This window comes from Micromonospora haikouensis, from assembly GCF_000876225.1.
Classification (GTDB): domain Bacteria; phylum Actinomycetota; class Actinomycetes; order Mycobacteriales; family Micromonosporaceae; genus Micromonospora; species Micromonospora haikouensis.
Genome location: NZ_JXSX01000001.1, coordinates 3,289,749 through 3,303,399 on the forward strand (window position 1 = coordinate 3,289,749; position 13,651 = coordinate 3,303,399).

The following is a 13,651-nucleotide window of genomic DNA, read 5'->3' on the forward strand; positions in this document are numbered from 1 at the left end:
ACGATGTCGTCGTTGCCAACATTGTTGCCACCGCATACATTGTTTCCCATGACAACATTCACGACCGCCCAGATCCCCGCCATGACCGGCCGTACCGTCGTCGTCACCGGCGCGAACAGCGGCATCGGCCGCACCGCCGCCCGCGCGCTCGCCGCCCGGGGCGCCCGCGTCGTGCTCGCCGTCCGCGACCCCGCCAAGGGCGGTGCCGCCGCCGCGACCATGACCGGCGACGTGGTCGTACGCCGGCTCGACCTCGCCGACCTCGCCTCGGTCCGCGCGTTCGCCGAGGGCCTCACCGAGCCGATCGACGTGCTGATCAACAATGCCGGCCTGATGATGCCGCCACTCGGCCGCACCGCCGACGGCTTCGAGCTCCAGTTCGGCACCAACCACCTCGGGCACTTCGCGCTCACCAACCTGCTGCTGCCGCGGATCCGCGGACGGGTGGTCACCGTCTCCTCCACCGGGCACCGGGCGGGGACGATCGACTTCGACGACCTCAACTGGGAACGCCGGCCCTACCGGGCGTTCCCCGCGTACGCGCAGTCGAAGCTCGCGAACCTGCTGTTCACCGCGGAGCTGCACCGCCGCCTCACCGAGGCCGGCTCGCCGGTGCGCGCGACCGCGGCCCACCCCGGCCTCGCGGCCACGAACCTGCTCGGCCACCTCGACCACGATCGCTCCCTGCTGCACCGGCTCCAGACGGCGGTGACCAACCGTCTGGCGCAGAGCGACGAGGACGGCGCGCTGCCCACGCTCTACGCGGCGGTGGCCGACGTGCCGGGCGGCAGCTACGCCGGTCCGGGCGGCTTCCTCGAAGGGCGCGGTGCGCCGAAGCTCGTCGGCCGGTCGAAGGCCGCCCGGGACGACGGGGCCGCCCGTCGCCTGTGGACGGTCTCCGAGGAGCTGACCGGCGTCACCTTCCCGCTGCCCGCCCAGCGCGCCCGGTAGGCGGCTCCCGGCCGGCACGCCTCGGCCGGGCCACCCGGCGTGACGGCCCGGACACTGTGGCGGCCCGGCCGGGGAACGGGGAGGGCTATGCTTCGGCGCGAAGCATGGCCCGTCCCCCGCGCCGGGGCGGGCGTCGAGTCGAGGGCGGTGTGATGAACATCGGGGAGATCGCCCGGCGGGCGGGGGTGTCCCGCAGCACCGTGTCGTACGTGCTGAGCGGGAAGCGGACCGTGTCGGAGGCGACCCGACAGCGGATCCAGGCGGTCATCGACGAGCTGGACTACCGCCCCAACGCCAGCGCCCGCGCGCTGAAGGAGGGGCGCACCCGCACCCTCGGGCTGGTGATCCCCCCGGCCAGCCAGCGGCTGACCGACATGCAGCTGGGCTTCGTCGCCAGCGTCGTCGAGGCGGCGGCCCGGCACGACCTGGACGTGCTGCTGTCCCCGTCCGGCGGCGACCACGACCGCTCGTTCGAGCGGATCGTCGCCGGGCGTCGGGTCGACGGGGTGGTCCTGATGGAGATCCGGCTGGCCGACGACCGGGTGACCCGGCTGGCCAAGGTGGGCCTGCCGTTCGTCACGATCGGCCGCACGGCCGAGCCGCACGGCATGAGCTGGATCGACGTCGACTACGCCGGGCTGATCGCCCGGTGCGTGCACCACCTGGCCGACCTGGGGCACCGGCACGTGGCCCTGGTGAACCGTTCCGCCGAACTGGTCGCCTCCGGCTACGGGCCCAGCCACCGGGCGCTGGCCGGCTTCCGGGCGGCGGTGGCGGAGCGGGGCCTGGTCGGCGTCGACGTCTGCTGCGGCGACGACGCCGCCTCCGGCGAGGCGTGCGTGGAGCAGTTGCTCGCGGCGTACCCGCAGCTCACCGCGATGGCCACCATCAACGAGGCCGCCCTGCCCGGCGTGCAGCGCGCCCTGGCCGGCGCCGGGCTGGCCGTGCCGGGGGACTTCTCCGTCACCGGGGTCGCCGCCCAGCACTGGGCCGAGGACTTCTCCCCGCCGCTGACCGCCGCCGACGTGCCGATGGTCGATATGGGCACCGAGGCGGTGGCGCTGCTGCTGGAGATCATCGCCGCGCCCGACGCCGTGCCGCGCCACCGCCTCTACAGCCCGCCCGTCTCGCTGCGGTCCAGCACCGGCCCGGCCCGGCTGCGCTGACCGGGCCGGCTACCCGCCGGTGGCCCGCCGCTGCTCCTGGGCGGCGGCGAGGAGGAGATAGCCGCTGGCGGTCCAGGTGTACGCGCGGTCCCGCAGCCCGGCGCCGGTCTCGGCGTCGAAGTTCTCCGCGAAGCCGGACTTCTCGCACAGGGCGAGGAAGCGCCGGCTGACCTCGTCGGCGAGCGCGGTGTGCCCGGCCCGGCGCAGCCCGTCCTCGACCAGCACCGTGGAGGGGGCCCAGATGGGGCCGCGCCAGTAGCCGTCGGCCAGGTAGTCGGCCGAGTCCGGCGGCTCGGTGGCCAGCCCGTGCGTGGTCAGGTGGGCCTCGACGCCCCGGGCCAGCGCGGCGGCGACCGGGGCGGGCAGGTCCGCGCCGAGCGTGACGGGCATCAGGTCGAGCAGGCTGCGGCTCGCCCGCCGTCGCCCCGTACGCGGGTCGCGGGCGGTGAAGCGCGCGCCGTCCCACAGGTCCCGCAGCATGGCCGCGCGGATCCGGTCGGCCTCGGCGGACCAGCGGCCGGCGGGCTCGCCCAGCTCGGTGGCGAGGTCGGCCAGGCAGCGCAGCTGCGACACGAGGAACGCGGCGAGGTCGGCGGTCTGCAGGACCCGGCCGCCGTCGAAGGTGGTGGCGTTGTCCCAGCCGCTGTCGTTGCCGTGCTGGTAGTGGGGCAGGTCCTGGCCGGGGGCCCGGCGCGCGTCCAGCCAGAACCCGGTCCAGCGGGCCAGCCGGTCGTACGTCTGGGCCAGCGCCGCCCGGTCCGGCGGCGCGGACAGGCGGCGGCGCAGGTGCCGCAGGGCCCAGCCGTGGATGGGCGGCTTGACGTAGTTGTGCAGGACCTCGGAGTGGGTGACCGAGTCGGGCAGGGCTCCGGCCGCGTCCTGGTGGTCGAAGGGCAGCTGGAACTGGTGCCAGGCCAGCTCCGGCTCGCCGGAGGCCAGGGCGATGGCGTTGAAGCAGTGGTCCCAGCTCCACACCTTGTCCATCCAGTGCTTGGACATCAGGACGGCGGGCCGGGTGACGAAGCCCGCCGGGGCGACGGTGGCCGACCACAGCACGTACGCGGCCAGGTCGGCGGCCGGGGTGTCCGCGCCGCGCCACGGCGCGACCGCGTCGAGGAAGGCGGCGAACTCCGCGCTGCGGTCGCGGTGCAGCCGGTCGAAGTCGACGGGCGCGGCGTACGGCGGGCGCGCGGTCTCGTACTCCTCGATCGCGACCTCCCACGGCTGGTCGCCGGGGAGGTCGAGGAACCGGTCGGCGGTGCCGAGCGCCTCGGCACCCGCGGTCTGCCGCAGCGCGCCGGAGAGCACGGTGACCCGGTAGCGGCGACCGGTCTCGTACGAGGTGAACACGTGCGAGCCGTCGAGCGGGTCGAGGTAGAGGTAGGTGCCGCTGAACGGGGTGAGGGTGGGCGCCGCCGCGGCGATCCGCAGCCCGAGCCGCCGGCCCCGCAGCCGCAGGGTGTCCGGCCCGGCGTAGGCGGCCTCGATCCGGCCGGTCCCGTCGCGCCAGGTCAGCAGCGTGGGCGTGGCGACGACCGTGGTGTCGGACCCGGCGGGGGTCAGGCGCAGCACGGCGTGCAGCCCGGTCTGGTGCGAGACCAGGTGCAGGTCGTCGGCGTACGTCTTCTCGGCGATCACCGGGGAGACGTCGAACCAGGATCCGCGGTAGCTGAACGGGATGTCCTGGATGGGGAACTCCGGGCCGGACGGGGCGACGGTCATGGGCGGCGAGTGCCCTTTCTCTGAACGCTTCGCAGTCGGCGAATCGATTCGACGAACCGGTTCGGACGAACATATGTCCGTCTATGGTTGGCGGTCAAGGGTTGCCGGGCGCGACGGATCTGCCAGGTGGGAAACCGCGTCGTCACCGCCCTGTCACTTCATTGACATCAATCGACGTCCGGTCCTACGATCCCTGCGAATCGGTTCGCAAGCGCTGCCCTCCGGAGTGCGTCCCCCACGCCCCACCAAGGAGCCGCCCGTGAAAACCCCGTCCCGCCGCAGGCCAGGAGGAGCCCGTGCGCTCGTCGCCCGCCTCGTGGTCGGCCTGCTCGCCGCCACCGCCGCCGTGACCGTCGCCGGGTCCCCCGCCCGGGCCGCCGACGAGTCGATCACCGTCAACTTCGCCACGACCACCGGCACGCCGACCTACCGGGCGTCCGGCTGGATCTACGGCATGACCGAGAACGCCAGCGGACCGGCCGACCACTTCTACCGCGACGTCAAGTTCCAGTACATGCGCGCTGGCGGCGCGCAACTGCCCGGCAGCGGCTGGGTCGGCGGCAACTACGACCGTCGCTGGAACTCCACCCTCGCCCAGGCCCGCCGGACCGCCGCCCTCGGCGGTCAGTTCATCATCCTGCCGCACGACCTGTGGGGCGCCGACGGCGCCGGCATCTCCCGCTTCCCCGGCGACAACGGCAACTGGACCGACTACGACAACTTCCTCACCCGGCTCATTCGCGACGTCCGGGCAGCCGGGCTCACCGTGCAGTGGGACATCTGGAACGAACCCAACATCACCATCTTCTGGAACCGCCCGATCTCCCAGTACCTCGAGCTGTGGCGGCGCACCTACCAGCGCCTGCGGTCGGAGTTCCCCGACCAGCTCATCGTCGGGCCGAGCTGCGCCTGCGTGCCGTCGACCAACCACGCCTTCTGGAACCAGTACCTGGACTTCGTCCGCTCGACCAACACGGTGCCGGACATCGTCAGCTGGCACTCGCTGCCGGGCGACCCGGTCGCCAACGTCGCCGCCGCCAACGCCACCCTCGACCCGCGCGGCATCGCCCACCCCCGGCCGTACCAGATCAACGAGTACGGCGCGACCGACGAGCAGAACCCGGCCGACGGCGCCTGGTACATCGCGCGCCTGGAACGGGCCCGCGCGGACGGCCTGCGGGCCAACTGGGCCGGCGGCGGCAACCTGCACAACGACCTCGGCAACCTGCTGGTCCGCAACTCGGCCGGCCAGCACCAGCCCAAGGGCGAGTGGTGGGCCTACCGCTACTACGCCTCGCAGACCGGGCAGGCCGTCTCGGTGACCGCCAGCCAGTCCTACGACGCGTACGCCACCAAGGCCACCGGCGCGGCGAAGGTCCTCGTCGGTGGCGGACGCACCACCGGCAACCTCACCGTCAACCTGCAACGGCTGGACACCACCAGCGGCGTCGTGCAGAACAACCAGGTGCGGGTCCTCACGCAGCGCATCCCCTACAACGGCGGCGGCGCGGTGCAGGGGCCGGTCACGGTCTCGAACAGCGTGGTCAACGTGTCCAACAACAACGTCGCCGTGACCCTGCCGTACGGCAACCAGACCGACACCTACACCGTCACCCTGCTGCCGCCCTCGGACACCGGCTTCCAGTCGGTGGCGGTGGCCCAGCACTCCCAGCAGTGCCTGGACAACACCGGGCTGGGCACCGCCGACGGCAACCTCCAGCAGCAGTACTACTGCGAGGGCGGGGACCAGCAGCTGTGGAACTTCCGCCCGGTCGACGGCGTGGCCAACACCTACACCGTGGTCAACCAGAGCAGCGGCAAGTGCCTCGACGTCAGCGGGGTGTCCACCGCCGACGGCGCGGCCGTGCACCAGTGGACCTGCCAGAACGGGCTCAACCAGCAGTTCACCCTCCGCAAGGTGACCTACGCCGGCAACGACTCCCACGACTACCAGCTCGTCGCCCGGCACAGCGGCAAGTGCGTCGACGTCAGCGGGGTCTCCACCGCCGCGCAGGCGCGGGTCCACCAGTGGACCTGCAACCCGGTCGGCCAGGGCAGCCCGTTGAACCAGACGTGGCGGATCTGGGGCCGGTAGTCGTCCCGTTTCCCCCCCCACCGACAGAAGGAGTCACCCCGTGCGAAACCCGTCCCCCAGCGGGCCAGGACCCGCCCGCGAACCCGTACCGAGGCGGCGTCGCCCGCGCCGCCTCGGCGTCCTGGCCGGCGCGTTGCTCGGCCTCCTCGTCGTCGGCGCCGCCGCGCCCGCCGCCGTGTTCCCGGCCGCCGAGGCGGCGTCGGCGGTGGCCGCCATCGAGCCGGGGCAGAGCGCCCCGATCGTCGGCGTCCAGTCCGGCCGCTGCCTCGAGGTCCCCAACTCCAGCACCGCCAACGGCACCCAGACCCAACTGTGGGACTGCCAGGGCGGCGCCAACCAGACCTGGACCTGGACGTCGGGCCGGCAACTCACGGTGTACGGCAACAAGTGCCTCGACGCCTCCGGCCAGGGCACCGCCAACGGCACGGCGGCCATCATCTGGGACTGCAACGGCCAGGCCAACCAGCAGTGGAACGTCAACGCCAACGGCACCGTCACCGGGGTGCAGTCCGGGCTCTGCCTGGACGCCAACGGCGCCGGCACGGCCAACGGCACGAAGCTCATCCTCTGGGCGTGCAACGGCGGCGCCAACCAGCAGTGGACGTCGCCGACGACCCCGACGACCCCGCCGACGACCGCCCCGCCGCCGACCGGTGGGCGGCCCTGCGACATCTACGCCTCCGGCGGCACCCCGTGCGTGGCGGCGCACAGCACGACCCGGGCGCTCTACGCGGCGTACAACGGCAACCTCTACCAGGTGCGGCGCTCGTCGGACAACACGACCCGCAACATCGGCCTGTCGGGCGCGGGCGGCACCGCCAACGCGGCGACGCAGGACTCGTTCTGCGCCGGCACGACCTGCGTGATCACGGTCGTCTACGACCAGTCCGGGCGCGGCAACGACCTGTGGTACCAGGGGTCGAGCGTGGTGCCCGGCTCGCCGCAGAGCAAGCCGGCGGTCGCGACCTCGGAGTCGCTCACGGTGGGCGGCGCCAAGGCGTACTCGCTCTACATCAACCCCGGCAACAGCTACTGGCGCGACGGCCACCTGACCGGCGTGCCGACCGGTGCCGCGCCCGAGGGCATGTACATGGTGACCAGCGGCACCCACGTCAACAACGGCTGCTGCTTCGACTACGGCAACAGCGAGACGACGAGGAAGGCCGACGCCGCCGGGGCGATGGACGCCATCAACTTCGGCACCCAGTGCTGGTTCGGCGGCTGCTCCGGCACCGGCCCGTGGGTGCAGGCGGACCTCGAATGGGGGCTGTTCCCCGGCGGGAGCAGCTCCTGGAACCCCAACCAGCGGGCGTTCACCAGCAAGTTCGTCACCGCGACGCTGAAGAACAACGGCACGAGCCGCTTCGCGATCAAGGGCAGCAACGCCCAGTCGGGCGGCCTCTACACGCTCTGGGACGGCGCGCTCCCGCCGGGCTACAGCCCGATGAAGAAGCAGGGGGCCATCATCCTGGGCAGCGGCGGGGACTGCTGCAAGCCCGACGGCGGCGCGAACCTGAGCGCCGGCACCTTCTACGAGGGGGCGATGGTCGCCGGCTACCCGTCCGACGCGACGGAGAACGCGGTGCAGGCCAACGTGGTGGCCGCCGGCTACCGCTGACCCGCCGACGGGGCCCGGGAGATTCGACCGGGCCCCGTCGTGCCGGCCCGGGCTCAGCCGGTCCGCGCCCGGCGGGCGGCCAGCTCGGTGCGGTTGCGCACCCCGAGCTTGCGGAAGATGTTGCCCAGGTGGAACTCGATCGTCTTGACCGAGACGAACAGGCGCTGCGCCGCCTCCCGGTTGCTGAGCCCGTCGGCGATCGCGGCGGCGACCCGGGCCTCGGCGCCGGTCAGCGCCGGCCGACCCGCCGCGACCGGGAACGCCGGCGCCGGCGGCGGGTCCGTGCCGGCAGGGCCCGCGCCGCCGGGCCCGGTGGGCGGCCGGCCGCCGAGCAGCCGCAGGTCCTTGAGGACCAGGGCGAGCAGGCCGGCGGCACCGGCGCGGGCGTAGCCGGCGGACGCCTGCTCCAGCAGCCGGGCCGCCTCGCCGCGCCGCCCGGAGCGGCCGTGGTGCGCGCCGAGCAGCCAGGCGACGCGGGCCGCCAGCAGCCGCTCGATGGGGCGGGTCAGCTTCCCGAGCGCGGCCGTGAGCGCCGCCGCGGTCGCCGGCGAGTCCGGATCGAGGATCCAGGCCCGCCACGCCGGCAGCACCGGGCCGCCCGGCCAGGAGGCGGGCGGGTCGGCGACGTCGGCGAGCAGGGTGGCGGCCAGCCCGGGCCGGCCGGCCAGGGCGTGGTGGGTCGCCAGCTCCCAGCGGTGCTCGTGTTGCAGGCCGGCGGTCACGCCGGCGTCCGTGGCCACCACGAGTTCGAGCAGCCCCACCCACGCGTCGTGGTCGCCGCGCGCGAACGCCAGCGCGACCGTGCACTCGGGCAGATGCCGGGCGACCCAGGCCGAACCGACCCGCGCGGCCAGCTCCCGGGCCTGGTCGAGGTGGTCCGCCGCCTCGTCCAGGTCGCCCCGTAGCGCGTCGCACTTGGCCAGCCACGAGGTCGCCTCGGCCTGCACGTCCAGGCTGTCGCAGAGCGCGGCGAGGCGCACCGCCTCCCGCAGCTCGGCCTGCCCCCGGACCAGGTTGCCGGCCCATGAGTCACCGGCGCCGATCAGCGCGAGCAGCCGGGCCCGGTCCACCGGTGCCAGGTCGAGGGCGTCGACGAGCGGGGCGAAGCGCCGCGCCTCCTGCGGGCGCATCAGGGTCAGCGCGGCCGTCAGCGCGCACTCGACCAGCACCGCATCGTCGCCGAAGGCGTTCTGGTCGAAGATCCGCAGGGCCTTGTCGAGGTAGTCCGGCCCGTCGGCGAGGCCGGCCCGGGTCGCCGCGGTGCCCGCGAGCGTGCAGTAGATCAGCTCCGTCCGTGGCGAGCGGACCGCGTCGTGTGCCTTCCGCGCGCGGGCCAGGAACGGCAGCATCTGGTGGCTGTCGGCGGTGCGGGACAGCGCGACGAACGCCCGGAAGGCCAGCCGGGCGGCCCGATCCGGGTCGGCGCTGTCGGCCGCCGACAGGAGACGCTCGGCCACGATCTCGGTAGACACGACGGTGAGCGTAGAACCGGGGTCCAAGCCCGGGATTTCCCCGGTGTCCCCCCGACCCCCGCCGGCAGACACTGCTTGCCACCCGCCGGCCCGCCGGCCGGCGCAGCGAGAGGCAGGACCGTGAAGCGCAGGACCGTGCAGATCGACACCATCCCCGCCGACGGGGTGGAGCTGGCCGACGACCAGCTCGCCCGGATGCTCGGCGGCCTGCCGCGACCCGGGGCGGGCTCGTCGAAGACCATCGACGACATCCCCAACGGGGGACGGCCGGACACCGACACCGACTTCTGATCCGCGGCCGCCGGTGGCCCGACCGCACGGCGCGGCCAGGCCACCGGCGGCGACCTCGTCCGGAGCCTCCATGATCCTCATCCTGACCGCCCCCGACGACGTGCACGCCGACGCGGCCGAGGTGGAGCTGCGCCGCCGCGGCGAGACCTGGGTCCGCTTCGACCCGGCCGACGTGCCGGCCCGCGCGTCGCTGTCGGTCGCCGTCCGCGACGGGCGGCTGACCCGTACCCTCGTGCGCCACCCCGACCCGTCCGACCCCGGCGCGGACCCCGCCGCCCGGCAGGTCGTCGACCTCGACGCGGTGACGGCCGTCTGGTTCCGCCGCCCCGGCAACCCGGTCGCCCCCGCCCACCTCGGCGACCCGTACGCGCGGTACGTGGCCGAGGAGAGCCGGCAGTTCGTCGGCGACGTCTGGGAGACCCTCGCCGAGGTGCCGACCCTGCCCGCGCCCCGCCCGGTGGTCCTGCGGGCCCAGCAGAAGGTCCGCCAGCTCCAGCTCGCGGTGCGCCTCGGCTTCGACGTGCCGGCCACCGTGGTCGGCAACGACCCGGCCGCCGTGCTCGACCTGTTCGGCCACACCGGCGGCCGGCTGATCGCCAAGCAGGTCGGCCTGACCGACATCGGCAACGAGCTGATGCGCTTCACCGAGCCGGTCACCCACCGCGACATCGGGCACGTCGACGGGGTACGGCACTGCCCGTTCATCGCCCAGGCCCGCGTGCCCAAACAGGTGGAGCTGCGGGTCACCGTCGTCGGCGACCGGGTGTTCACCGCGGCCATCGACTCGCAGCGCTCCAACCACGCCCGCCACGACTGGCGGCGGCAGGACGGCCGCAACACCCCGCTGAGCCCGTACGACCTGCCCGCCGACGTGGCGGCGCGCTGCGTGGCGCTGACCCGCGCGCTCGGCCTGTGCTACGGCGCCCTGGACCTGATCGTCACCCCCGACGGCCGGTACGTGTACATCGAGATCAATCCCAGCGGCCAGTACCTGTGGGTCGAGGAGGAGACCGGGCTGCCCATCACGGCAGCCGTGGTCGACCTGCTCACCGGGGTCGCGTCCACCACCGGAGCCGCCGCATGAGCACCCTGGACCCCGCCCTGCTCGACGAGGCCCTCACCCTGGCGCGGGAGCTGACCCGCACCCGGGCCAGCCTGCGCGACGGGCAGCACCGGCTCGCGTCCCTGCGACACCGCTGGCCGCAGGCCGATCCCGCGCTCGTGCGGGACGAGGAGAGCAGCGACGGCTCGGTCTCCTTCGACGTGCTGCTGCGCGAGCCCGCCGGCACGGTCTCCGTCGCGTACAGCCCGGCCCCGGCGCTGCCGTGGCCGCTGCGCGGGGCGATCCGGCACTCCGAACACCACCTCGTCCGGGTCGGCACCCGGACGCTGCTGGTGGGGGAGGCCCTGGCCGCGCTCGACTTCCTCTGGTACGACCACGACGTGCTCGCCCGGCTGGTCGACACCGGCGTGCTCGCCGCCGAGCTGGAACTGCACCCCGTGGAGGTCACCGACGGCGAGCTGCAGGCGGCGGCCGACGCGTACCGCCGGGCGAAGGGCCTGCTCGACCCGGCGTCGACCGCGCGGTGGCTGGCGGAGCGGGGGTTGTCCGCCGCGGACTTCGCCGACCTGGTCGCCCACACGGTGGCGGTCGCCCGGCTGCGCGAGCGGGTGGTGGCCGACCGGCTGCCGGCCTGGTTCGCCCGGCACCGGTCGGACTTCGACACCCTCGTCGTCGCCTGGGCCGCCGACGCGGCGCTGCCCGCCGAACCGGAGGCGGCCCTCGCGGCGGTGGCCGGGGCGGTGCGCGCCGGCCGGGCCGCCGGGGTGCTGCGGACGGTCGCCACCGCGGCGGCCCCGGAGGTGCGCGCCGCCTGCGGGCCGGTGCCGACCGTCGTCGCCGGCACGCCGGTGACGGCCGTCGTGGTGGCCCGGGAGCCCGCCGAACTGGACGACGCCGTCCGGCCGCTGGTCGAGCGGGCCGTGTTCGACGAGTGGCTGGCCGACCGGCGGGCGGCCACGGACGTCGAGTGGTTCTGGCTGCCCCGGGACCGGACGGCGCGACCCCGGTGACCGGCCGGCGGCGGGTGCCCGTGGTGCTCCAGGTCGCCGCCACCGACTGCGGCCCCAGCGCGCTGGCCATGCTGCTGGCCGCGTCGGGCCGGACGGTGCCCGTGGCGAGGCTGCGGGCCCACCTCGACGTCGGCCGCGACGGACTGAGCCTGCGCGACCTGCGGGACGCGGCGCACGAGTTCGGGCTACGCTGCCGGGCGATCGCGCTGCCGGCCCTGCGGCAGGACGCGACCCGTCTGCGGGAGCTGCCGCTGCCCCTGGTGGCGCACTGGAACGGCGACCACTACGTGGTGGTGGAAGGCGTCGGCCGGCGCGGCGTCGACGTCGTCGACCCGGCCGTCGGGCGGCGGCGGCTGACGCCCGCCCAGTTCTGCGCCGGCTCGACCGGGGTGGTGCTGCTGGCCGAGCCCGCCGGCCCCGCGCCGCCGGTCACCCCCACCCCAGGGCCGGTGCGCCAGCTGCTCGCGCCGGTGCTCCGCCGGCACACCGGGCTGCTCGCCGTGCTGGCGGCGGCGTCGCTGCTGATCACCGTGGCGGGGCTGGCCGTGCCGTGGGCGACGGCGGCCATCATCGACGCCGCGACGCCCCCGCAGGCGTCGTGGCTCGCCGCCGTCGCCGCGCTCGCGGCGGTCACCGGCACGCTGTCGCTGGCGCGGGGACTGGCCGTGACCGCCCTGCAACGCCGCATCGGCACCCGGCTCGGCGTCGACACGGTGACCCGGCTGTTCGAGGTGGTCTACCGGTACTTCCAGCGCCGCTCGGCCGGCGACCTGATCGACCGGGTGCGCGCGGTCGGCTCCGTGCGGGACCTGCTGGCGTCGTCGCTGGTGGCCACGGCGCTCGACGCGCTGCTGGTCGTCGGCTACCTGACCGTGGTGGCCGTGCTGGCCCCGCTGCTGGGCCTGGTGGCCGCCGGCGTCATCGCCGTGCAGGTCGGCACGGCGGCGTGGATCGGCAGCCGCGCCAGCGCCCTGCAACGGGAGGAGCTGCTGGCCTCGGGCGAGGAGGCGGCCCGGCTGACCGACGCGCTGCAGGGCATGGCGGCGATCCGGGTCGCCGGGGCGCAGCGGCGGGTGCTGCGGCGGTGGCAGGAGTCGTTCGACCGGGGCGTCGACGCGGCGTACCGGCTGGCCCGGCTGTCGGCGGTCGGGGAGGCGCTGCTCGCCGCGTGGTCGGTGGCCAGCCCGGTGCTCATGCTCCTGGTGGCGGCCCGGCTGGCCGACTCACCCGGGCGGGCGGCCGGGCTGGCCGCGCTCGCGGTCGCCGCGGTCACCCCGGCGGTGGCGCTGGCGCAGCGGCTGCCGTCGTTCACGCTGCTGACGCCCACGGTGGACCGGCTGGCCGACATCGCCCAGGCACCCGTCGAACAGCCCGCCCCGGGGCGGCCCGCGCCCGCGCTGACCGGCCTGGTCACCCTCACCGGGGTGGGCTTCCGGTACGACCGGCGCTCCCCCTGGGCGCTGCGGGGGGTGACCGCCGTGTTCCGGCCGGGGGAGAAGGTCGCCGTGGTCGGCGGCTCGGGCAGCGGCAAGAGCACCCTGGTCGGCCTGCTGACCGGGCTGTACGCGCCGACGGAGGGCCAGCTCCGGTTCGACGGCGTCGACCTGACCACGCTGGAGCTGGCCTCGGTGCGCCGGCAGATCGGCGTGGTGTTGCAGGAGACGTACGTCGGCGCGGGCACCCTGCGCGAGGCGCTGACCCTGTCCCGGCCCGACGCCTCCGACGCGGCGATCGCCCGCGCGATCCGGCTGGCCGCGCTGCACGACGACGTGGCGGCCCTGCCGATGGGGTTGCATACCCGCCTCGGCGACGGCGGGGCCGGCCTGTCCGGCGGGCAACGGCAGCGGGTCGCGCTCGCCCGGGCCCTGCTGGCCGAACCCGCCCTGCTGATCCTGGACGAGGCGACGAGCGCGCTGGACACGGTGACCGAGGCGGCGGTCGAGGCCGGCCTGCGCGCGCTGCCCATGACCCGGGTGGTGATCGCGCACCGGCTCTCCACGGTCGCCGACGCCGACCTGGTGCTGGTGCTCGACGGGGGCCGGCTGGTGGAGTGCGGGCCGCCCGGGGTGCTGCTGGCCGCCGGCGGCCCGTTCGCCCGGCTGGCTGGCGCAACAACCGCTCGCGGCGTCGCCCGGGCCTGGTCCGGCACCGCTCCCTGACCGACCTCAGCGATCTTGTCGGTCGCTACTGTTAGCCTCCGTGCGTCGTCGATCATGACGGATTCCTTGGGGAATCTGGTGATTTCGCCATTGCGGAGGGTGTT

At 74.9% G+C, this 13,651-nt stretch carries 10 protein-coding genes; 8 read left to right on the forward strand and 2 right to left on the reverse strand.

The genetic code is table 11. The features are described 5' to 3' along the window. Positions 1–48: 48 nt before the first annotated feature. Entirely contained in the window at positions 49–951 is a 903-nt protein-coding gene (locus TK50_RS13510) for an oxidoreductase (protein WP_043963067.1), read from the forward strand. Between the two features lie 152 nt (positions 952–1,103). Beyond that, on the forward strand, positions 1,104–2,117 hold the full coding sequence (locus TK50_RS13515) for a LacI family DNA-binding transcriptional regulator (RefSeq protein WP_043963068.1): 1,014 nt from the start codon (positions 1,104–1,106) through the stop codon (positions 2,115–2,117). Positions 2,118–2,126: 9 nt separating this feature from the next. On the opposite strand, the gene TK50_RS13520 is transcribed toward TK50_RS13515, so the two are convergent. Next, on the reverse strand, positions 2,127–3,839 hold the full coding sequence (locus tag TK50_RS13520; RefSeq protein ID WP_043963069.1) for an amylo-alpha-1,6-glucosidase: 1,713 nt from the start codon (positions 3,837–3,839) through the stop codon (positions 2,127–2,129). Positions 3,840–4,098: 259 nt separating this feature from the next. Between TK50_RS13520 and TK50_RS13525 the strand changes: the two genes are divergently transcribed. Continuing rightward, positions 4,099–5,934: an RICIN domain-containing protein gene (locus TK50_RS13525; protein WP_043963070.1), complete on the forward strand. Its 1,836-nt coding sequence runs from the start codon at positions 4,099–4,101 to the stop codon at positions 5,932–5,934. A 40-nt stretch (positions 5,935–5,974) separates the two neighbouring features. Further along, positions 5,975–7,552, forward strand: coding sequence for an arabinofuranosidase catalytic domain-containing protein (locus TK50_RS13530; protein ID WP_199486022.1), 1,578 nt, complete (start codon positions 5,975–5,977; stop codon positions 7,550–7,552). A 53-nt stretch (positions 7,553–7,605) separates the two neighbouring features. Here TK50_RS13530 and TK50_RS13535 read toward each other — a convergent pair whose 3' ends face one another. Continuing rightward, the gene (locus tag TK50_RS13535; protein WP_158499169.1) at positions 7,606–9,024 is read right to left on the reverse strand and encodes a helix-turn-helix transcriptional regulator; all 1,419 of its coding nucleotides are present in this window, start codon (positions 9,022–9,024) and stop codon (positions 7,606–7,608) included. A 120-nt stretch (positions 9,025–9,144) separates the two neighbouring features. Here TK50_RS13535 and TK50_RS34145 point away from each other — a divergent pair, with 120 nt between their 5' ends. From TK50_RS34145 to TK50_RS13550, 4 genes are all read left to right on the forward strand, one after another. Next, positions 9,145–9,315 (forward strand): putative ATP-grasp target RiPP, encoded by a 171-nt coding sequence (locus tag TK50_RS34145; RefSeq protein ID WP_158499170.1) that lies wholly within the window; start codon positions 9,145–9,147, stop codon positions 9,313–9,315. Positions 9,316–9,385: 70 nt separating this feature from the next. After that, on the forward strand, positions 9,386–10,399 hold the full coding sequence (locus TK50_RS13540) for an ATP-grasp domain-containing protein (RefSeq protein ID WP_043963072.1): 1,014 nt from the start codon (positions 9,386–9,388) through the stop codon (positions 10,397–10,399). Beyond that, positions 10,396–11,388: a TIGR04500 family putative peptide maturation system protein gene (locus TK50_RS13545; protein ID WP_043963073.1), complete on the forward strand. Its 993-nt coding sequence runs from the start codon at positions 10,396–10,398 to the stop codon at positions 11,386–11,388. Before TK50_RS13540 ends, TK50_RS13545 begins: the two co-directional genes overlap by 4 nt. Next, positions 11,346–13,547 (forward strand): peptidase domain-containing ABC transporter, encoded by a 2,202-nt coding sequence (locus TK50_RS13550; RefSeq protein ID WP_043963074.1) that lies wholly within the window; start codon positions 11,346–11,348, stop codon positions 13,545–13,547. Before TK50_RS13545 ends, TK50_RS13550 begins: the two co-directional genes overlap by 43 nt. The last annotated feature ends 104 nt before the right edge of the window (positions 13,548–13,651 follow it).

What these genes read in the sequence shown, in the direction of transcription:
- TK50_RS13510 (WP_043963067.1), top strand. Translation starts at nt 49, where the DNA reads ATGACAACATTCACGACCGCCCAGATCCCCGCCATGACCGGCCGTACC.
- TK50_RS13515 (WP_043963068.1), top strand. Translation starts at nt 1,104, where the DNA reads ATGAACATCGGGGAGATCGCCCGGCGGGCGGGGGTGTCCCGCAGCACC.
- TK50_RS13520 (WP_043963069.1), bottom strand. Translation starts at nt 3,839, where the DNA reads ATGACCGTCGCCCCGTCCGGCCCGGAGTTCCCCATCCAGGACATCCCG.
- TK50_RS13540 (WP_043963072.1), top strand. Translation starts at nt 9,386, where the DNA reads ATGATCCTCATCCTGACCGCCCCCGACGACGTGCACGCCGACGCGGCC.
- TK50_RS13545 (WP_043963073.1), top strand. Translation starts at nt 10,396, where the DNA reads ATGAGCACCCTGGACCCCGCCCTGCTCGACGAGGCCCTCACCCTGGCG.